The sequence below is a fragment of the Stenotrophomonas sp. NRRL B-14846 genome (assembly GCF_050473585.1).
Taxonomy (GTDB): Bacteria; Pseudomonadota; Gammaproteobacteria; order Xanthomonadales; family Xanthomonadaceae; genus Stenotrophomonas.
The window spans coordinates 90,474-110,369 of the sequence record NZ_JBFLUN010000022.1 but is presented as its reverse complement, the minus strand read 5'-3'; the positions used below and the strand labels follow the sequence as shown (position 1 = coordinate 110,369).

General features: G+C 67.2%; 18 protein-coding genes. 6 read left to right on the top strand and 12 right to left on the bottom strand.

Translation table 11 applies throughout. The features are described 5' to 3' along the window. The first annotated feature begins 51 nt into the window (after positions 1 to 51). The 3 genes from AB1281_RS02580 (at position 52) to lpxH (ending at position 2,557) form a co-directional block, all read left to right on the top strand. Positions 52 to 1,197 carry a glycosyltransferase family 4 protein gene (locus AB1281_RS02580; protein ID WP_075675256.1) on the top strand — a complete coding sequence of 382 codons (1,146 nt, stop codon included), beginning with the start codon at positions 52 to 54 and terminating at the stop codon, positions 1,195 to 1,197. Beyond that, the gene (locus tag AB1281_RS02575; protein ID WP_014036131.1) at positions 1,178 to 1,717 is read left to right on the top strand and encodes a phosphatase PAP2 family protein; all 540 of its coding nucleotides are present in this window, start codon (positions 1,178 to 1,180) and stop codon (positions 1,715 to 1,717) included. Before AB1281_RS02580 ends, AB1281_RS02575 begins: the two co-directional genes overlap by 20 nt. Before the next feature lie 93 nt (positions 1,718 to 1,810). Then, positions 1,811 to 2,557: a UDP-2,3-diacylglucosamine diphosphatase gene (gene lpxH, locus AB1281_RS02570; protein WP_075675258.1), complete on the top strand. Its 747-nt coding sequence runs from the start codon at positions 1,811 to 1,813 to the stop codon at positions 2,555 to 2,557. Positions 2,558 to 2,644: 87 nt separating this feature from the next. Here lpxH and AB1281_RS02565 read toward each other — a convergent pair whose 3' ends face one another. Continuing rightward, positions 2,645 to 3,898 carry a zinc-dependent metalloprotease gene (locus AB1281_RS02565; RefSeq protein WP_430344981.1) on the bottom strand — a complete coding sequence of 418 codons (1,254 nt, stop codon included), beginning with the start codon at positions 3,896 to 3,898 and terminating at the stop codon, positions 2,645 to 2,647. Between the two features lie 225 nt (positions 3,899 to 4,123). On the opposite strand from AB1281_RS02565, the gene AB1281_RS02560 reads away from it, so the two are divergent. After that, positions 4,124 to 5,581: a DUF2235 domain-containing protein gene (locus AB1281_RS02560; RefSeq protein WP_430344980.1), complete on the top strand. Its 1,458-nt coding sequence runs from the start codon at positions 4,124 to 4,126 to the stop codon at positions 5,579 to 5,581. A 68-nt stretch (positions 5,582 to 5,649) separates the two neighbouring features. On the opposite strand, the gene AB1281_RS02555 is transcribed toward AB1281_RS02560, so the two are convergent. From AB1281_RS02555 to AB1281_RS02525, 7 genes are all read right to left on the bottom strand, one after another. Then, a complete protein-coding gene (locus AB1281_RS02555) occupies positions 5,650 to 6,474 on the bottom strand; it encodes a ferritin-like domain-containing protein (RefSeq protein ID WP_430344979.1) in 825 nt (274 codons plus the stop codon). A gap of 9 nt (positions 6,475 to 6,483) precedes the next feature. Further along, positions 6,484 to 7,950: an amidophosphoribosyltransferase gene (purF, locus tag AB1281_RS02550; protein ID WP_032129068.1), complete on the bottom strand. Its 1,467-nt coding sequence runs from the start codon at positions 7,948 to 7,950 to the stop codon at positions 6,484 to 6,486. Positions 7,951 to 7,980: 30 nt separating this feature from the next. Further along, positions 7,981 to 8,760 (bottom strand): CvpA family protein, encoded by a 780-nt coding sequence (locus AB1281_RS02545; RefSeq protein WP_164119159.1) that lies wholly within the window; start codon positions 8,758 to 8,760, stop codon positions 7,981 to 7,983. A 46-nt stretch (positions 8,761 to 8,806) separates the two neighbouring features. Beyond that, complete coding sequence (locus tag AB1281_RS02540) at positions 8,807 to 9,844, bottom strand: SPOR domain-containing protein (protein ID WP_430344978.1); 1,038 nt, start codon at positions 9,842 to 9,844, stop codon at positions 8,807 to 8,809. An 80-nt stretch (positions 9,845 to 9,924) separates the two neighbouring features. Next, positions 9,925 to 11,196 (bottom strand): bifunctional tetrahydrofolate synthase/dihydrofolate synthase, encoded by a 1,272-nt coding sequence (folC, locus tag AB1281_RS02535; RefSeq protein ID WP_430344977.1) that lies wholly within the window; start codon positions 11,194 to 11,196, stop codon positions 9,925 to 9,927. Between the two features lie 41 nt (positions 11,197 to 11,237). Next, positions 11,238 to 11,882, bottom strand: a complete 645-nt coding sequence (locus AB1281_RS02530) for a histidine phosphatase family protein (RefSeq protein ID WP_010483945.1) — start codon at positions 11,880 to 11,882, stop codon at positions 11,238 to 11,240. A 250-nt stretch (positions 11,883 to 12,132) separates the two neighbouring features. Further along, positions 12,133 to 14,295, bottom strand: coding sequence for a S46 family peptidase (locus AB1281_RS02525; protein WP_430344976.1), 2,163 nt, complete (start codon positions 14,293 to 14,295; stop codon positions 12,133 to 12,135). Positions 14,296 to 14,727: 432 nt separating this feature from the next. Here AB1281_RS02525 and tdh point away from each other — a divergent pair, with 432 nt between their 5' ends. Next, on the top strand, positions 14,728 to 15,750 hold the full coding sequence (gene tdh / locus AB1281_RS02520) for an L-threonine 3-dehydrogenase (protein WP_032955954.1): 1,023 nt from the start codon (positions 14,728 to 14,730) through the stop codon (positions 15,748 to 15,750). A 140-nt stretch (positions 15,751 to 15,890) separates the two neighbouring features. Here the strand turns inward: tdh and AB1281_RS02515 are convergent, their stop codons facing one another. Beyond that, positions 15,891 to 16,586, bottom strand: coding sequence for a TorF family putative porin (locus AB1281_RS02515; protein WP_430344975.1), 696 nt, complete (start codon positions 16,584 to 16,586; stop codon positions 15,891 to 15,893). A 200-nt stretch (positions 16,587 to 16,786) separates the two neighbouring features. Between AB1281_RS02515 and kbl the strand changes: the two genes are divergently transcribed. Next, complete coding sequence (gene kbl, locus AB1281_RS02510) at positions 16,787 to 17,995, top strand: glycine C-acetyltransferase (protein WP_005415440.1); 1,209 nt, start codon at positions 16,787 to 16,789, stop codon at positions 17,993 to 17,995. An 84-nt stretch (positions 17,996 to 18,079) separates the two neighbouring features. Here kbl and AB1281_RS02505 read toward each other — a convergent pair whose 3' ends face one another. The 3 genes from AB1281_RS02505 to AB1281_RS02495 form a co-directional block, all read right to left on the bottom strand. After that, positions 18,080 to 18,415, bottom strand: a complete 336-nt coding sequence (locus AB1281_RS02505) for a hypothetical protein (protein ID WP_049446728.1) — start codon at positions 18,413 to 18,415, stop codon at positions 18,080 to 18,082. Between the two features lie 84 nt (positions 18,416 to 18,499). Continuing rightward, positions 18,500 to 19,306 carry a pseudouridine synthase gene (locus tag AB1281_RS02500; protein WP_014036119.1) on the bottom strand — a complete coding sequence of 269 codons (807 nt, stop codon included), beginning with the start codon at positions 19,304 to 19,306 and terminating at the stop codon, positions 18,500 to 18,502. A gap of 20 nt (positions 19,307 to 19,326) precedes the next feature. Beyond that, entirely contained in the window at positions 19,327 to 19,833 is a 507-nt protein-coding gene (locus AB1281_RS02495; protein WP_049468334.1) for a hypothetical protein, read from the bottom strand. Positions 19,834 to 19,896 lie beyond the last annotated feature (63 nt).

Genomic DNA, 19,896 nt, shown 5'->3' with positions numbered 1-19,896 from the left:
ATGTCGGCTACATCGCCAGGCCCGAGCATGCCGGAAACCCGGAGGCCCGCCATGCGCTATGCCATCGTCACCGAGACCTATCCGCCGGAAGTGAACGGCGTCGCCCTCACCGTGCAGGGCCTGGAACAGGGACTGCGCAATTCCGGTCATGAGATCGACCTGATCCGGCCGCGCCAGTCCAGCGAAGCGCTGGACTCCGCACCTGGCACCCTGCTGGTTCCCGGCGCCGCCCTGCCACGCTACCCCGGGCTGCGCTTCGGCCTGCCGGCACCGATCCGTCTCGGCCGCCATTGGCAGCAACAACGGCCAGATGCCGTGTATGTCGCCACCGAAGGTCCGTTGGGCTGGTCGGCCGTGCGCACCGCACGGCGTCTCGGCATTCCGGTCGCCAGTGGCTTCCACACCCGCTTCGACGAATACCTGCCCGACTACGGCGTGGCCTGGCTCCAGGCAGCCGCGATGCGCTGGATGCGCCGCTTCCACAACCAGGCCGATGCGACCCTGGTGCCCACCCGCGAGCTGCAGCAGTTCCTCGGCGAGCAAGGCTTCGAACGCGTACGCCTGCTGGCACGTGCAGTCGACAGCCAGCAGTTCGATCCGGGCCGGCGCGATCCTGCGCTGCGCGAGGAATGGGGCGTGGATGGCAATGGCCTGGTGGCGATCTATGTCGGCCGCATTGCCGCTGAAAAGAATCTTGGCCTGGCAGTGAAGGCGTTCCGCCGGCTGCAGCAGATCCGGCCCAAGGCACGCTTCGTGTGGGTGGGAGATGGCCCGGCCCGCGAGAAACTGGCACATGAAAATCCCGACTTCATCTTCTGCGGCATCCAGCGCGGCGATGCGCTGGCCCGGCACTTCGCCAGCGGCGATCTGTTCCTGTTCCCCAGCCGCAGCGAGACTTTCGGCAACGTGACTCTGGAAAGCATGGCCAGCGGTGTAGCCACCGTGGCCTTCGACTATGGCGCCGCCCGTGAGTACCTGCGCAGCGGTGAGAATGGCGCGGCGGTGGACAGCGACGAGCAGTTCATCGAAGCCGCCGTGCAACTGGCGGCGGATGACGCGCAGCGGCAGATGCTGGGCGGCAACGCCGCGCGCGCGATGAAACGCCTGCATCCACAGCAGGTGGTGGCCGAGTTCGATGCCCTGCTGGCCGAACTGGCGCAGTCGCGGAGGAGCGGCCATGCGCACCACGCGGCTTGAGCTGCTGGCCGATCGCGAAGCACGCCTGTGCCGACGGGCCAACCACTACTGCCGGCGCCGTCGCGTGCGCCGCCTGTTCTCGGTCATCAGCCGGCTCGGCGATGGCGTGTTCTGGTATGTGCTGATGGGCGCGCTGGTGGTGCTGGACGGCTTCGATGGCCTGCGCGCCTCGGTGCACATGGCCGCCACCGGCTTGGCCGCGCTGCTGCTGTACAAGGGCCTCAAGCGCTGGACCCGGCGCCCGCGGCCCTATGCGGCCGACCTGCGCATCCGCGCCTGGGTGGCACCTCTGGACGAATTCAGCTTCCCCTCCGGGCACACCCTGCATGCGGTGTCGTTCACCATCGTCGCACTGGCCTACTACCCTTGGCTGGCGCCGCTGCTGGTGCCGTTCACCGCCGGCGTCGCGCTGTCGCGGGTGGTCCTGGGCCTGCACTACCCCAGCGACGTATTGGCCGCGACGGGCATCGCGGTGCTGCTGGCGTCGGCCAGCCTGGCCTGGCTGCCATTGCCGGTGTAGCCCGGGGTCAGATCCCTTTTCCTTCGGAACAGGGATCTGACCCCCACAATGCCGGCGGCGCTACCGTCATCGTTGATGGCCTAGAATGCGGGCATGACCACGCTGTTCATTTCCGACCTGCATCTGGACCCCAGCCGTCCGGAGATCACCGACCTGTTCCTGCGCTTCCTGCGCGAGCAGGCGCCCGGCGCCGATGCGCTGTACATCCTCGGCGATCTGTTCGAGGCCTGGATCGGCGACGACACGCCCTCGCCCGCCGCCGATGCGGTGGCCGATGCGTTGAAGGTGCTGTCCGACAGCGGCGTGCCGGTGTACTTCATCCGCGGCAACCGCGACTTCCTGCTCGGTGAGGACTACGCGCGCCGTGCCGGCCTGCGCATCCTGCCCGACCCGTGCATGATCGAACTGTACGGCCGCCCGGTGCTGCTGCAGCACGGTGACCTGCTGTGCACCGATGACATTCCTTACCAGCAGTTCCGTGCACAGACGCGCGACCCGGTTTTCCAGGCGCAGTTCCTGTCGCAGCCGCTGGCCGCACGCATCGCCTTCGCGCAGAAGGCGCGCGAAGCCAGCCAGGCGCGCCAGACCGAGATGAAGCAGGACGATCGCGCGCAGTTCGAGTCGGTGACCGACGTGGCCCCTGCCGAAGTCGATGCCACCTTCGTGCGCCATGGCGTGGACACCATGATCCATGGCCATACCCATCGGCCGGCGATCCACACGCTGCAGGCCGGTGGACGCGAGCGCACCCGCATCGTGCTGGGTGACTGGTACGAACAGGGTTCGGTGCTGCGCGTGGATGCCAGCGGCTGGACGCTGGATACCCTGCCGCGCGAATAATGGATCGCAAGGTGCCAACCAAGGTTGGCATCTACCAGAGCAGGTGCATCCGCCCGGGTAGACGCCGCCCTTGGTCGGCGCTTGGACTCAGCGGAAGGCCGCGATGGTGGCCTTGGTGTTGACCAGCACGCGCTGGTTGTCGGCGGTGCTGGCATTGCCCATCGGGATGCCGTTGTAGCTGATGTTCGGGTTGGACCAGTAGTTCAGGCGCGGGCAGCTGCGGGTGCAGTTGTAGGCCATGATCGTGCGCCAGCCGGTGCCGGTGGCCGGCTCGTAGCGGTAGCCGTGGCCATAGGCATACGGCGAGGTGCTCGAGTCGGTGGCGATGTCATGCCGCGCACTCTGCAGATGGCCGATCTCGTGCGCGAACGAGTAGTAGCCGGTCGCGCAATCCCAGTACACCGCCGCGAACGCGGTCGACGCCGTCGAGCCGATGCCCGAGGCCAGGCCGCAGTAGGCGGTGTTGTTGATCAGCAGCACGCCGACGTCGGCGGCGGTGTTGTTGCGGCTGGTATGGATGCTGTCCATGTAGCCATCGCTGGTGCCACGGAAGCGCGCCAGGTCGGTGTCGAAGCTGCCCGACTCGGTGTAGCTGGTGGTCTCGTAGCCGGCCAACTGCATGGTGATGCCAACGTTGCTGTTGACATAGCCCTGGTTGGATTCGGCCACCGCCAGCTGCACCAGCGACTGCATGTTGCCGCCATAGGCGGTGACGGCGGCATTGGTCGCCACCACCAGCACGCGGATGGTGGCCGGCGTGCCGGACGAAGCCTGGGCGATACCGAGGCGATCGTTGTTGCCCATCGGGATCTTCGGCAGCTGATTGTAATCGGCCGGATGGTCGGCCGGCATGCGCGACTCATCCACTTCCACCAGCACGTGGCGGTTGCCCAGCGGGCGCAGGCGGTACAGCTTTCCATCCTTGCGGATCGAGCCGGTGATGGTATCGCCCGAGCGCACCAGGATCAGCGAATTGGCGGGATCGTCCTGGCCGTTGGAGGTGGCTGCGGTCAGCTTGTCCGAGGGCGAACGGAACTGGCCGTACCAGATGCTGCCGCCATCGGGCAGGGCTTCCACCTTGCTGCGCACCGCCTGCACGCGCTGGCCAAGCAGTTCGAACTCCAGCTGCGGCTGCGCAGTGGCAGCAGCGTCGACACGCACTTCCTGTACCGTCGCGGTGGACGGGGTGGCCAGCAGCTTGCCCAGCGCGGGCTCACTGTTTGCCGATGCGCGGCTGATGACCGTCACCGGCTCGAACAACGGTGCCGCATGCGCGGCCGCCGCCACCGACAAACCCAACACCAGGCCACCTGCCGCTTTACCAATCGATCTGGACAACATTGCGTCGCTCCTTGAATGATGTGAACAGCGTTGATGCAGCACGACCCGGTTTGCCGGGTTTGGCCATATGGCCTGCGCGGGTCGTGTGAATTCAATAGGCGAGAGGAATGAAAGTCAGGATTTGTGATCGACCGCATCTGCGTTCAGTCAGGTCAAAAGCGTCACTACACTTCGCCAATACACCGCTTTCGCGCTACCGTGACGCAGCCACGACGGGGAATGCACATGGCACCACCGCTGGACACGGACGAAGATGTCGGCTTGCTGCGGATCGGCCTGTTCTTCGATGGCACCCGCAACAACGCACGCAACCTGGCGCGTGGTCGACCACAGCTGCCGCAGCCGCGCCCGGCGCAGCTGCGTGCCGATGATGATTCGACCTACCAGAGCCGGCTGACCAGCAGCTACGACAACGGCCTGACCAACATCGCGCGCCTGCAGCAGCTGTACCCGGACAGCCGCCGCGATGCGATCGCCGCGCCTTCGCTGTCGATCTATGTGGAAGGCGTGGGCACCCGCGATGACGCCGACGACGACCTGATCGGACTGGCGTTCGGTATCGGCGCCAGCGGTGTGCGCGCCAAAGTGCAGCGTGCGCTGCAGGTATTGCTTCCGGCTGCGCTTGCAGAACTGTCCACGCGTTGGCGGCAACCGCTGCGTCGCGTGCAGCTGGATCTGTTCGGGTTCTCTCGAGGCGCTGCCGCGGCACGTGATATCGCCAACCAACTGCAGGGCTGGGATACCGCTCGTTGGCGGCAACTGCTGCAGTCGTCCGGCCTGGCCTGTGCGGCGGACTTCGCCCCTGCCCTGCCGGTGCTGCGTTTCATCGGCCTGTTCGATACCGTGGTTGCGGTCAGCGGTGGCCGCGCCGACGAACAACCGCAGCTTGCCCTGCACAAAGGCATCGCCGCACGCGTGGTGCAGTTGACCGCGCGCGACGAACATCGCCAGCACTATCCGCTGACCACGGTGGCACCGCCGTTCACCGAGATCGCCCTGCCCGGCGTACACGCCAACATCGGCGGCGGCTACAACCAGCTGGAGGAAGGCCCCAAGCTGCTCAGCCGCCCACGCCGCCAGCAGCTGCGCCGCCCCGCCGTTGCCGACTACCAGATTCCCCCGCTGGCGATGCTGCAGGCCACCACCGCCTACGCTGAAACGCAGGCCGATGCCGAACGCTGGCGGCAGCAGCTGGGCGTGGACGAAAAGGAAGTCTGGGTGGATGTCTGGCACCAGTGGCAGCAGCAGCGCCGTGCCGGCAGCCGCAGCGTGCTGCTGTCGCCGGTGCTGTACGTCACCGCCGCCGTGGTGCTGCGCCGGCGCATCGATTGGCGCTACCAGTTGATCGCGCTGCAGGTGATGCAGCAACACGCACGCGATGCCGGCGTGCAATGGCGCACCGACGCCGCCGAGGTTCCCGGCTGGGAGCTGCCCGCCACCCTGCAGCCGATCGCACGGCGGCTGGTGGCCGGACAGGCGCTGACCCAGACCCAGGAGGCGCTGCTGCGCCGACGCTACCTGATGCAGTCGGCGCACTGGAATTTCGATGCACTGGGCGATACCGCACTGACCTACGCCGCCGATGCCGGCGTCAGCGAACTGCCCTACCGGCCCGGTCCCGGCCTGTTCTACATCAACCGGCCCACCGTGGATGGCAAGCGCGTGGTGTTGCCGAACGCATGAAAAAAGGGACGGAGGGGATTAAGTCGTTTATGCATAAACGACTTAATCCCCTCCGTCCCCTTTTTCTGTCAGCTGGCCTGTTCGACCAGGTTGGCGAGCTCGTCGGCATCGAAGCCGGCCAGCAGGCGCGCTTCGATGTTGAACGGCCCATGCAGGTAGCCGCCGGCGTATTCCACCAGCAGTTCCTTGAAGCGCGAACGCGGCTCGACACCGGCGCGATCGCAGTACCAGCGGTACCAGCGCGAACCGGCGGCAACGTGCGCCACTTCCTCGCGCAGGATCACTTCCAGTACGTCGGCGGTTTCGCCATCGCCGACATTGCGCAGCTTCTCGATCATGCCCGGTGTCACGTCCAGGCCGCGCGCCTCCAGCACGCGCGGCACCAGTGCCATGCGCGCCAGACCGTCATGCGCCGTCTTTTCGCACATTTCCCACAGGCCGTTGTGCGCGGGGAAATCGGCGTAGTCGTGGCCGTGCACCAGCAGCCGCTCGCGCAGCAGCATGAAGTGCCGTGATTCGTCGTCGGCACAACTGACCCAGTCGGCATGGAATGCCGGCGGCAGGCCGCGGAAGCGGTATACCGCATCCCAGGCCAGGTCGATCGCGTTGAGTTCGATGTGGGCGATGGCGTGGATGAAGGCGGCGCGTCCTTCCACGCCGCCCAGGCCGCGCCGCGGCACTTCGCGCGGATGCACCAGCACCAGCCGAGCCGGCCGGCCCGGCATGCGGATCGGTTCCGGCGGCGGCGCATCGGCGGCCACCTTCAGGCGACCGGCACGGAACGCGGCCGCATACGCCTGGGTCAGCGCGACCTTGCGCAGCGGGTCGGCTTCGGCCAGGCACTGCTGCGCCGCGCGCAGCAGGTCGCCTCCAACATCGGGCACCGCAACCACGCCTGGACCTCAGGCGCGGCGCTTGTGCTTGGCGTCGTCCGAACGCAGCTGCTGGATGCGCTCGAAGTAGCCCGGCTCGATACCCGTCGGGTAGTGGCCGTTGAAGCAGGACGAATCGAAGTTGCGCAGCGCCGGGTTGCCCTCGCTCACCGCCGCTTCCATGTCTTCCAGATCCTGGTAGATCAGCCAGTCGCAGCCCAGGTGGGCCTCGATCTCTTCCACGGTACGGTTGTGCGCGACCAGCTCTTCGGCCGCCGGCATGTCGATGCCGTAGATGTTCGGGTAGCGCACCGGCGGTGCCGCGCTGGCCAGGTAGACCTTGCGCGCGCCCGCATCACGGGCCATCTGCACGATCTGCTGGCTGGTGGTGCCACGCACGATCGAGTCGTCCACCAGCAGCACCACGCGGTTGCGGAACTCCAGGTGGATCGGGTTGAGCTTGCGGCGCACCGACTTCACGCGTTCGCCCTGGCCCGGCATGATGAAGGTGCGGCCGATGTAGCGGTTCTTGATGAAGCCTTCGCGGTACTTCACCCCAAGCACGTTGGAGATCTCCAGCGCGGCATCGCGCGAGGTGTCCGGGATCGGGATGATGGTGTCGATATCGTGGTCCGGGCGCAGGCGCAGGATCTTCTCGCCCAGCTTGATGCCCATGCGCATGCGCGCCTTGTGCACCGAGACGTTGTCGATCATCGAATCCGGACGCGCGAAGTACACGTATTCGAAGATGCACGGGGTGTGCTCGGCCGGCTCGGCGCAGATTTCCGAGAACAGCTCGCCGCGCGCGGTGATCACCAGCGCTTCGCCCGGCTGCACGTCGCGCACTCGCTGGAAGCCCAGCACGTCCAGCGCGGCCGATTCAGAGGCCACGATGTACTCGTCGCCCTCGGCATGGCTGCGCTTGCCCAGCACCAGCGGACGGATGCCATGCGGATCGCGGAAAGCGACCAGGCCCAGGCCCAGCACCACGCTGACCACCGCATAGCCGCCCTTGCAGCGGCGGTGCACGCCGGCCACCGCGCGGATCGCGGCTTCCGGGCTGAGCTGGCGCTGCTGTTCCAGCTCATAGGCGAACACGTTCAGCAGTACTTCGCTGTCCGAATCGGTGTTGACGTTGCGGCGGTCCTGTTCGAACACCTGCTGGCGCAGCGCCTCGGTGTTGATCAGGTTGCCGTTGTGGGCCAGCGCGATGCCGTACGGCGAGTTGACGTAGAACGGCTGTGCCTCGTCCATGCCTTCCGAACCTGCAGTCGGGTAGCGCACGTGCGCGATGCCGACGCTGCCTTCCAGGGTGGACATGGTGCGTGCATCGAACACATCGCGGACCAGGCCGGTGGCCTTCTGCACCCGCAGGCGGCTGCCACTGGCGGTGGCGATGCCCGCCGCGTCCTGGCCACGGTGCTGGAGAACGGTCAAGCCGTCATACAACTGCCCGGCGACGTTCTGGTTGCCGACGATTCCGACGATGCCACACATGGTGCGAGGTCTCCGCTGGGCTGTGCCCAGTTACAAGGAAGGTGGCCGTACCTGGCCGCGGTGGTCGCCGCGCCTGCGGTCGACATTGGCCGGATCGCCCGGCTCGATACTGTCTGGCAGTGCTGGGGCGTCCGGGCGCACTTCGGCCGGATCGTATGCGTCGCCCTGTTCCGCTTTCGCGGGCCGCAGCCATCCGCCGCCCGCCACTACCTGGTTGAGGATGCCATTATCGCCTGCCGCGCCCGGCTTTCCCAAATCGGCGCCGGCGCTCTTTCCCAGCTCCATCAATGCAGATGGGGACAGCATGTCGGTCGGCAAGGTCTTGGGCAGCAGATCGGCGCCAGGCACCTGCCAGTGCGGCAGCTTCCCGTTCATCCAGGCCACGGCCGGGTTCAGCACCGGGCGGACCGCCGAGCGCTTCCAGGAGGGTTCTGCGGTCAGCGGGGTGAAGCCGGCCAGCAGCACCAGGATCGCCGCGATCAGGCCGCCACGCACGGCTCCCAGCACCCCGCCCAGCAACCGGTCCAGGCTGGTCAGCATGCTGCGGTGGATCATCGCCTTGATGACCATGCCGATCACCGCGACCACGATCATCACGCCAATGCCGACGCCCAGGTAGCCGCCGACGAAGTGCTCGCCGCCGGGCGCGGCCGGGGCCGCCCACCAGCGTGCCGCATCGTTGCCGAAGGCGAAGGCCGCCCACGCGGCCAGCAGCCACGACAGCGTGCCGATGACGATTCCAACAAAGCCACGCAGCATCCCGAGCAGGGTCGAGGCGGCGATCACGATCAGCAGCACCACGTCGATCATGGCGCCCCGCTCCTTCGGCGGCGCTGGCAACGGGCCTGCGCGTGGGTCATGGGTGCGGTCGGACCATGCCGGCCACGCCGACCTTGGCGGCGACCTGCGCCTTCAGCTGCTCGGCGTCAGCGCGGTTGGCCACCGGTCCGACGCGGACGCGATGCAGGGTGCCCTTTTCCGTGCGTACCTGCTCGACGAAAGCACTGAAGCCGGCGGCACGGACCTTGTCGCGCAGCGCATCGGCATCGTTGGCCTGGCCGAACGCACCCAGCTGCACGGCGAAGCCGACGCCACTGGCCGCCGGTGCGGCCGGCGTGGCCGGGGCCGTCGCCGGCTTGCTGGCGGTGGCCTCCGGCTTCGGCTCGGGCTTGGCCTCCGGCTTCGGAGCCTCAGGCTTCGGCGCCGGCTTGGGCGGCTCCGGTTTGGTGGTCGTCGCCGTCGGCGTGCTTGGCGGCAGGCTTTCGCTGCGCACCGGGTTGCTGGTGGCCGACGGCGTGGTGGCCGCGGCCGGGGTGCTGGTGGTCGGCGCCGGCATGGCGGCGACCGCCGCACTGCTGCCCGCCGCCGCATCCAGGGTAATGACTTCGGCCTTCACATCGGCGCGGATCTTCACAGCCTGCAGCCGGGCAGCCTCGGCCTGGGCACGGTCGGCATACGGCCCGACGCGCACACGCCACGCCTGGCGCCCGCTGATGGTGGTGGTTTCGGCGAAGCCCGGCATCTGCGAGCGCTTCAGGTAGGCGATCACCGCGTCGGCGTCGGCCTTGCTGCCGTAGGCGCCGAACGTGACGGCGTAGTTGCCGGCGGCAACCGCCGGGGACGTGTCCACGGTCGGCGGCGTGGCCGGCGCGGCGGCCTCCTGCAGTGGCTTGGCCTGCCCGGTCTGCAGGCCGGTGGCACCACCGGCCGGAGCAACCAACGGCAGCTCACGGGTTTCGAACTGGCCATCGGCCGGTGCGTCCGGCGCGGCGATCGGCACCGAGGCCACACCGCTGTCCGGCGCCGGCCCCTTGACCAGCATCGGCAGGAAAATCACGGCCAGCGCCACCAGCACGATGGCACCAATCAGACGCTGTTTCAGAGGCGTATCCACGTGAGGCGGCAACTGTCCGGAGGTTGCGGTCGATTATACGGGTGCCGGACCGGACGGCGTCGGCATTGGCTGAACGCGGATCAGGCGGCGCCCTGCAACCACTGCAGCGCGGCCGCAGCGGTATGGAAGGAGCCGAACACCAGTACGCGGTCACCGCGCCCGGCCTGGGCCAGGACCTGTGCCAGTGCCTGTTCGACGGTATCAGCCCGCTGGGCCTTGGCCGCCGCCGTGCCGGCCAGGCGTTCCTGCAACTGGGCAGCGCTCTGCCCGCGCGGGCCGTCCAGGCCAGCCAGGGTCCACTCGCCGACCACGTCCTGCAGCGCCTGCACCACGCCCACCGCGTCCTTGTCCTGCAGTGCGGCGTACACCGCCAGGGTGCGCCCGGCCGACGCTTCGGACTTCAGCGCGCGCGCCAACTGGCCCGCCGCCTGCGGGTTGTGGCCTACGTCGACGCGGACCTGCACACCGTCACGCTCGAACGCCTGCAGGCGGCCAGAGATGCGCGCCGCCGCGATACCGGCAGCCCACGCCGCACGCGGCACCGGCTTGTCCAGCGCGCGCAGCGCAGCGATGGCGGCACCCGCGTTGGCCAGCTGGATCGGGCCGGCCAGCGCCGGTGTCGGTAGTTCCATGCGCAGGCCGACGTCACGCCAGCGCCAGCGCTGGGCATCGATCGGCTCGTAGAAATAATCGCTGCCGCCCCGGATCGCATTGGCACCCACCAGGTAGGCACGTGCGAGCACGCTCGACGGCGGATCGGTCTCGCCCAGGATCACCGGCTTCCAGCCACGGATGATGCCGGCCTTCTCGGTGCCGATCGCTTCGCGGTCCTCGCCCAGCCATTCGGCATGGTCGATGTCCACGGTGGTGATCACCGCCACGTCGGCATCGATGATGTTGACCGCATCCAGTCGACCGCCCAGGCCCACTTCCAGTACCGCCAGGTCCAGCTCTGCCTCGGCGAACAGCTGCAAAGCAGCGAGCGTGCCGTACTCGAAATAGGTCAGCGTGGTGTCGCCGCGTGCCGCTTCGACGGCATTGAACGCAGCAACCAACGCCGCATCGTCGACATCCTGGCCATCGATGCGCACACGTTCGTTGTAGCGCAGCAGATGCGGCGAGGTGTAGGCGCCAACCTTCCAACCCGCAGCACGGCCGATGGCCTCGATGAAGGCCACGGTCGAGCCCTTGCCGTTGGTACCACCGACCACGATGGTGCGCTGGGCCGGCGTACCCAGGCCCATCGCCGTGGCCACGGCGCGCACGCGCTCCAGGCCCATGTCGATGGTCGCCGGGTGCTGGCGTTCAATGTAGTCCAGCCAGTCGGCCAGGGTGGTCGGGGTGTTCGTCACGGCAGCAGTTCCAGCAGAAGCAGTTGATGCGAGGGGATGGATCAGAGAGCGCGGTGCTTGGCTTCGCCGAAGAACGGCGTGTGGTGGGCGCAGTCGTTCAGGCGCACCACTTCCAGGCTGTCCAGGTCGGCGCCTTCGAGCAGGTTGAGCGTGGTTGGCGCCTGGCGGAAGGTCCACAGGCGGGAAATCGGCAGGCCCAGCACCTTGCACAGGATCACGCGGTTGACCGCGTCGTGGGCGACCACCAGCAGGGTGTCGTGCTCGCCAAGGCCTTCGGTGGCGCGGGCCAGGCCGCGCCAGCTGCGCTCCAGCACCAGGCGCAGCGATTCGCCGCCGGGCATCAGCACGGTATCCGGCTCCTCGCGCCAGGCCTGAAGGCGCGACGGATCCTTCTCGTTGATTTCGCTGGCCAGCAGTCCTTCCCACTCACCGTGGGCAATTTCCTGCAGCTCCGGCTCGGTCAGCAGCATGTCGGCACGGGCGGCGCCGAGCGCCAGCTGCGCGGTGCGCTGCGCGCGCGACAGCGGCGAGGCGACGGCGCGGGTAATGTCGACCGAGGCCAGGCGGGCACCCAGTGCCTGGGCCTGGGCTTCACCGATCGGTGAAAGCGGAATATCGATCTGGCCCTGGTAGCGGCCTTCGGCGTTCCACGGCGTTTCGCCGTGGCGGGCAAGCAGGATGCGCATGCGTGCAAGGGGTCCTGGGGGGAGGAGGTTTCCGCGTTTCGTTCACATCCTGTGAAGTACGCGGAACAGGGATGATACCTGTTCGGCGCACCCGGCCGGGTCGGGCATGAAAAAACCCCGCGACCTGCGTCGCGGGGTTTCGGTACTCCCGGCCCTCGGGTCGGGTTTGCCGGCCAGCGGCCGGCACTACCGTCCGGTACAAGCAGTAGATCCACGCCATGCGTGGATGAACCGCCAGGGACCGCGAACCTTACTTGGCCAGGTTCAATTCCTTCAGCAGCTGCGGCGCCGGCGCCACTTCCTGCATGATCCACTGCATGTAGCGGCTGTCGACGGCGATCATGCGGGTCATCACCGGGTCGAACACCCAGTTGGAACTGACCGATTCCCAGTTGCCATCGAATGCCAGGCCGACCAGCTTGCCGTTGGCGTCCAGCACCGGCGAACCCGAGTTGCCGCCGGTGATGTCCAGGTTGGACAGGAAGTTGACCGGCACCGAACCAATGCGCTTGTCTTCCAGGCCGCCGTAACGCTTGGCCTTGACCGCGTCGAGCAGCGCCTTCGGCGAATCGAACGGATCTTCACCGGTTTCCTTCGCCGCCACGCCTTCCAGGGTGGTGAACGGGGTGTACTTCACGCCGTCCTTGCCATAGCCCATGACGTTGCCGAAGGTGATGCGCAGCGACAGGTTGGCGTCCGGGTAGACGAACTCACCCTGGCTCTTCTTGTAGTCGGCCACGGCCTGCAGGTACAGCGGACGCGCGGTCAGCGATTCGCCTTCGCGGATCTTCTTCTGCTCTTCCTGCTTCAGCAGTGCCGGCATGACGGCCACGGCGTACTGGATGGCCGGATCGCTGCTGGCTTCAAACGCGGCACGGTCGGCCTTGAACCACTTCAGGCGGGTGTCCAGGCTGCCCAGTTCGGTGCCGCCCAGCTTGGCCACCAGCGACTTCACCGCAGCGGCATCGCTGCCGGCCAGCCACTTGTTCAGCACTTCGTTGTCACGCTGCGCGGCCGGCAGGGCCACGTACTGGTCCAGCCAGTAGGTCTGCAGCTGCTGGTCCATCTTCGCCACGTAGCGGCGGTCCATCTGCTTCAGGCCACCTTCGATGGTGGTCAGGTCGCGTTCCTGGTAACCCGCTTCGCGTTCGGCATCCGGCTTGCTGCGCTCGATCGACAGGCGGTACAGGGTGATCGCCGCGCCAACGGCCGAGGTGTTGTTGAACTGGCCGACGAACAGGTCACGCTCGCGGGTCGACTTGCTGGTATCCAGATGCTTGAGCAGCTGCGCGTGTGCCGCCAGGGCCGGCTTGCCGGCAGCGCCCTGCTTCTTCAGCCAGGCCAGTACGGCGGCTTCCTCGGCCTGCTTCTGGCCGGCTGCGTCGATGCGCTTGAAACCTTCCAGCTGGCCCAGGTAGTTCTTGGCCACGTTGTTCATGCTGGCGGCGGTGGCGGCGTACTTCACCTTGACGTCGGCGTCGGCCTTGCCGGCGTCGGCGATCATCTTCAGCACCGCGTTGTAGTGCTTGGCGATGGTCGGGTAGGTGAAGCTGGCGGTTTCGTTGAATTCACCGGCCAGGGCGTAGCGGTTGGTGCGGCCCGGGTAGCCGGCCACCATCACGAAGTCGTCGGCGCCCAGCGGCTGGTCGGCGAACTTCAGGAAGTGCTTGGGCTGGTACGGCACGTTGTCGGCGGCGAAGGCCGCCGGCTTGCCGTCCTTGCCGACGTAGGCGCGGTAGAACGAGAAATCGCCGGTGTGGCGCGGCCACATCCAGTTGTCGACGTCGCCACCGAACTTGCCGACGCTGCCCGGGGGCGCGTAGACCAGGCGCACGTCCTTGATTTCCATGTTGCGGAACAGGCGATAGGTGTTGCCGCCGGAGAAGCTGTACAGGCGGCAGCGGAAGCCGGCATCGGCTTCACAGGCGGCGACCTGGGCCTTGTCGAAGGCGTCCAGTGCGCGGCTGCGGGCCAGCGGGTCGTTGCCGGCGCCGGCAATGGCGGCCTTGGCCTGGGCGGTGACGTCGGTGATCTGGTCGAGCACGTAGACGCGGGCGTTCGGGCCGGCACTCAGTTCATCGCTGTGCTTCGGCGCGTTGAAGCCGTCCTTGATCAGGTTCTTCTCGGCGGTCGAATTCAGCTGGATCGCACCGTAGGCGCAGTGGTGGTTGGTGACCACCAGGCCCTGCGGCGACACGAAACTGGCGGTGCAGCCACCGAGGGCGACGACCGCGCCCATCGGGTCGCCGGTGAGGTTGGACAGCTGCTCCGGGGACAGCTTCAGGCCAGCCTTCTGCAGCGGACCGGCGATTTCCGGCAGCTGCTGCGGCACCCACATGCCTTCAGCGGCATGGGCGACCTGGGCCAGCCCGAGGCTGGCGACGATGGAGAATGCAAGCAGGTTCGAGCGCATGGAGCGGCCCCTGGTAGTGGAACCCTCGATTGTAGCCCGCCGCCCTGCCCCGGCCCGAACCCCGGAAGTCATGCAATCAGGTGCTTCCACCGTTCAGCGTCTCCATTGCGATCGGTCAGAGGCGAGAGGCCAGGCCGATGCAGGACACGCCGTAAACCCATCCATGGGGGCTCGGTCGCGCCATCCATGGCGCTCACGGTCCTGCATCGGCCTGGCCTCTCGCCTCCCCACAGTCCCCTGGCCTCGGACGGTAGCGCCGAGCCATGCCCGGCGAGCGAAGCGACGCCGCTGTTCGCAGTACGTTCGAAACGCCGGCTGGCACACGCCTTTCGTTCCGCCACTGCACCCGCAGCGCAACATGGGAAATCCGCGCGGCACCCTATAATCCGCGCTTTCCCCCTGACGAGTTCCACCCCGATGGCGCAGCAAACGATGAAGGCCCTGGTCAAGCGCGAAGCGGCCAAGGGCATCTGGCTGGAAGAAGTTCCGGTTCCGACCCCGGGCCCGAACGAGGTCCTGATCAAGCTGGAAAAGACCGCGATCTGCGGCACCGACCTGCACATCTACCTGTGGGACGAGTGGAGCCAGCGCACCATCAAGCCGGGCCTGACCATCGGCCACGAGTTCGTCGGCCGCATCGCCGCGCTCGGCTCGGCGGTGACCGGCTATGAGATCGGCCAGCGCGTCTCGGCCGAAGGCCATATCGTCTGCGGCCACTGCCGCAACTGCCGTGGCGGCCGCCCCCACCTGTGCCCGAACACCGTCGGCATCGGCGTCAACGTCAACGGCGCCTTCGCCGAATACATGGTGATGCCGGCCAGCAACCTGTGGCCGATCCCGGACCAGATCCCGTCGGAACTGGCCGCGTTCTTCGACCCGTACGGCAACGCCGCACACTGCGCGCTGGAATTCGACGTGATCGGCGAAGACGTGCTGATCACCGGCGCCGGTCCGATCGGCATCATCGCCGCCGGCATCTGCAAGCACATCGGTGCGCGCAACGTGGTGGTGACCGACGTCAACGACTTCCGCCTGAAGCTGGCCGCCGACATGGGCGCGACGCGCGTGGTCAACGTCGCCAACCAGTCGCTGAAGGACGTGATGAAGGAACTGCACATGGAGGGCTTCGACGTGGGCCTGGAAATGAGCGGCAACCCGCGCGCGTTCAACGACATGCTCGACTGCATGTACCACGGTGGCAAGATCGCCATGCTCGGCATCATGCCCAAGGGCGCCGGCTGCGACTGGGACAAGATCATCTTCAAGGGCCTGACCGTGCAGGGCATCTACGGCCGCAAGATGTACGAGACCTGGTACAAGATGACCCAGCTGGTGCTGTCCGGCTTCCCGCTCGGCAAGGTGATGACCCACCAGCTGCCGATCGACGAGTTCCAGAAGGGCTTTGACCTGATGGAAGAAGGCAAGGCCGGCAAGGTGGTATTGAGCTGGAATTGACCCTTCGCCGAGCGCGATGGGTGGGTGCCGAGCTTGCTCGGCACACCTTGAAACTGAAAAAGGCGCCCGATGGGCGCCTTTTTCTTTGCCATCCCGATGTTGCCGGCCAGCGGCCGGCACTACCGGTAACGCCTGCGGCGTTACTTGCCGATGGCCACGGTCAGCAGCACGCGGCTGTGTGCCAGCTTGCCCGAGTTCTCGCGGCCATTGCCGTCGGTACCGTAGTAACCCAGGCCGACGTTGAACAGGCCGAACTGGCGGCTGACGCCGACGTTCCAGTCGGTGTAGTCCTTGGCCAGGCCCTTCTCGAAGCTGCTGCGGCCGACGTTGGCGTTCAGCGTGAAGTCCTGCGGCAGGCCCCACTGGCCGCCGACGCCGTAGTACCAGCCATCGGTGCCGCTGTTCCACTGGTCGTTGGTGTAGGCCACGGTCAGCTTGTAGGTGTCGTCGAGCGTGGTGGTGGTCACCAGCTCGTTGTAGTTCTGGTGGCTGGCACCGATGTAGATGTAGCGGTTCAGCAGCACGTCGAAGTTGACGCGCGAAGTGACGTCCACGCCGTAGCCGATCTGGTAGTCGATCTCGGTGTTCGGATCACCCGGACCGAAGTCCACGCCCGAACCCCAGACACCGGCATACAGGCCCACCGGCGAGGTGTAGGTGAAGCCCGCCTGCAGGGTCGGCTTCTCGTCGGTCTGCGACACGCCACGGAACAGGTAGTCGGAAACGGCGGTGACATTCCAGCTGTACGGCGATTCGTTCTCCTGCGCGCTGGCGGCGAACGGGGCGGCCAGGGTCAGGGCAGCGGCAATGGCGAGGCAGGCACGGGCGTGCTTCATGAGCGTCTCCGGTGGGGGCGGTGGCGTGGCGTGGAAGGCGGGTGCGGCCGGAGCGCGACAGCTCCGGTTCACGAATTCTTAACCACTTTGCTATTGCGATGCAACATGTGCCGGCCGTGGCGATGCCCCATCCGGCCCGGTTGGTGACCGACGATGCCCGGTAGAATCAGCGGTTTCCCGTTCAGAGCCGTGCCCACGCCATGACCGACGCCTCCTCCGCCCTGACCCGCCACTACGCCGAGGAACTGGACGCCATCCGCGCCCAGGGCCTGTTCAAGTCCGAGCGGATCATCACCAGCCCGCAGTCGGCCGAGATCACCCTCGACGACGGCCGCAAGGTGCTGAACTTCTGTGCCAACAACTACCTGGGCCTGGCCGACCATCCGGACCTGATCCAGGCCGCCAAGGACGCACTGGATACCCACGGCTTCGGCATGGCCTCGGTGCGCTTCATCTGCGGCACCCAGGACCTGCACAAGCAGCTGGAGAAGCAGATCGCCGATTTCTTCGGCAAGCAGGACACCATCCTGTACGCGGCCTGCTTCGATGCCAACGGTGGCCTGTTCGAGCCGCTGCTCGGCGAGAATGACGCGATCATTTCCGACGCGCTGAACCATGCTTCGATCATCGACGGCGTGCGCCTGTGCAAGGCCAAGCGCTTCCGCTACGCCAACTGCGACATGGCCGATCTGGAAGCCCAGCTGCAGGCCGCCGATGCCGCCGGCTGCAAGACCAAGCTGATCACCACCGACGGCGTGTTCTCGATGGACGGCTTCATCGCGCCGCTGGACGAGATCACCGCGCTGGCGAAGAAGTACAACGCGCTGGTGCACATCGACGAATGCCACGCCACCGGCTTCCTTGGCGCCACCGGCCGTGGTTCGGCCGAGGTCAAGGGCGTGCTGGAGAAGATCGACATCATCACCGGCACCCTGGGCAAGGCCATGGGCGGCGCACTGGGCGGCTTCACCTGCGCCAGCGCCGAAGTGATCGAACTGCTGCGCCAGCGCTCGCGCCCGTACCTGTTCTCCAACTCGCTGCCGCCGCATGTGGTGGCCGCCGGCATCAAGGCGTTCGAAATGCTGGCTGCCGCCGACGACCTGCGCAGCACCCTGGCCGAGAACACCGCCTACTTCCGCGAGAAGATGACCGCCGCCGGTTTCGACGTGAAGCCGGGCGTGCATCCGATCAGCCCGGTGATGCTGTATGACGCACCGTTGGCGCAGAAGTTCGCCGAGCGCCTGCTGGAAGAAGGCATCTACGCGATCGGCTTCTTCTTCCCGGTGGTGCCCAAGGGCCAGGCCCGCATCCGTACGCAGATCAGCGCCGCGCACAGCCGCGAGCACCTGGACCGCGCGATCGATGCCTTCACCCGCATCGGTGTCGAGCTGGGCGTGGTCAAGGGCTGATCATGGCCGGGGTCGGAGCCCTTTCCTGCGGAAAGGGGTCCGACCCTATCAAAGCGTGCCGACCAGGGTCGGCACCCACGGGCGTCACTTCTTTTTCTTCTTGCCCTTCGGCTCTTCCTTGCTGGCCACCACCACCGGCTTGGCGGCAGCGTCCTGGCCGTTGCCCTTGGCAACGCGGATGCCGTTTGCCTTCATCCAGGCATCGAACTCATCGGCGGTCATTTTCTTGTCGCCATCGCTCATCAGGAAGCGGTAGCTGCCGCGACCATCCAGCTCCGGGGTCTTCACTTCCACCACCGGGGTCTCGGCAGGCGTTTCCGCCTTGGCCACCTTCTTGTGGCCGCCACAGGCGGTCAGCAGCACCATCGGCAGCAGCAGGCCTGCACAGCGCAGGGTTTGGTTGAGGGTCGGGTGGTACATGGCAGGCTCCGTTCGGGAAATTCAACAACCAGGCGCCCCCTACGCCTGGAACGGTGGCCGGCAACTGCCGGCCGCGGGCGATGATCAGCCCGGTGCAGCGGCCCCCAGCCGCTGCTGGTCGCTGACCTCCAGCACCCGCCATTGCCCCTTGCCGAGATCGCCGAGCAGCAGCCCACCGATCGCGACCCGGACCAGGCGCAGCACCTGCAGGTCGAAGGCCGCCAACAGGCGGCGGATATGGCGGTTGCGGCCCTCGTCGAGGACCACCTCCAGCCATGCGGTCTTGTCGCCACTGCGCAGCACGCGCACGGCCTGGGCGACCAGGAACTCGCCCTCGTCCTCGACACCGGCGCGCAGCGCGGCCAGGGTGTCCTCGTCGGGCAGGCGATCCACCTGCACGTGATAGGTCTTCTGCGGGCCGGTCTCTGGATCGGTCAGGCGCGCCGCCCACTGCGGATCATTGCTGAACAACAGCAACCCTTCGCTGGCCTTGTCCAGGCGCCCGACCGGCGCGATCCACGGCAGGCCGGCACCATCAAAGCACCGATACACCGTGTCGCGACCACGCTCGTCCTGCGCCGTGGTCACCACGCCGCGCGGCTTGTTGAGCATCAGGTACAGGCGCTGAGGCGCATCCATCGGCTGGCCATCGACTTCGATCGGTGGCGCAGGCTGTCCAATCGGGAATTCGGGATCACGGACGATGCGGCCGGACACGCGCACGCGGCCCTCGGCGATCCAGCGCGCGGCCTCGCTGCGCGAGCACACGCCGGCCTTGGACAGCACGCGCGCCAGGCCATGGCGCACGCCACTGGAGACATTCGGAACCGCACGCCCACGCGGTGCGTGGGAGCGGGCGGCGGGGGCGGCAGGTGGGCGGCGCGTGCGCAAGCCTCTGCTCCCCGCGGCGCTTACTTCTTGTCGACCGGCTTGGTCTCAGCCGGTGCTTCGGCCGCAGCCGGAGTAGCGGCCGGAGCCGGACGCGCCTTGACCACGCGCACACCGCGCGCCTTCATCCAGGCGTCGAATTCTTCAGCGGTCATGCGCTTGCCGTTCTGGCTCATGTCGAAGCGCCACGGCGTGTTGTCGAACTCGGTCTGCGGCTTGTAGGCCGCCGGATCGTTCGGCTTCACTGCCGGCGCGCTCGGGATGGCCTTGGCGATGTTCTGGCAGCCATCGATGCGCAGGCGCTGCAGCACCTGGTCCAGCGACTGCGACGGATCGTAGTTGCTGCTCAACACGCCAGCCGGCATGCCCAGCTGGTTGCCACGGATGTACAGCTCGTCGGCCACCGGTGCGATGGTCGTGGCGGGCAACGGCAGCGGCGACGCGCTGGTGTTGACCGAGCAATCGACCGCAGCGTGGGCGGCGGGAACCAGGGCCAGCGCCAGGACGGCGGCCGATGCAGAGCGCAGCATGAGGGGCATCCACGGAAGGAAGTGACGCGGCGAGTTTAGCAATGCCGCGTCAGCTTTCAAGCG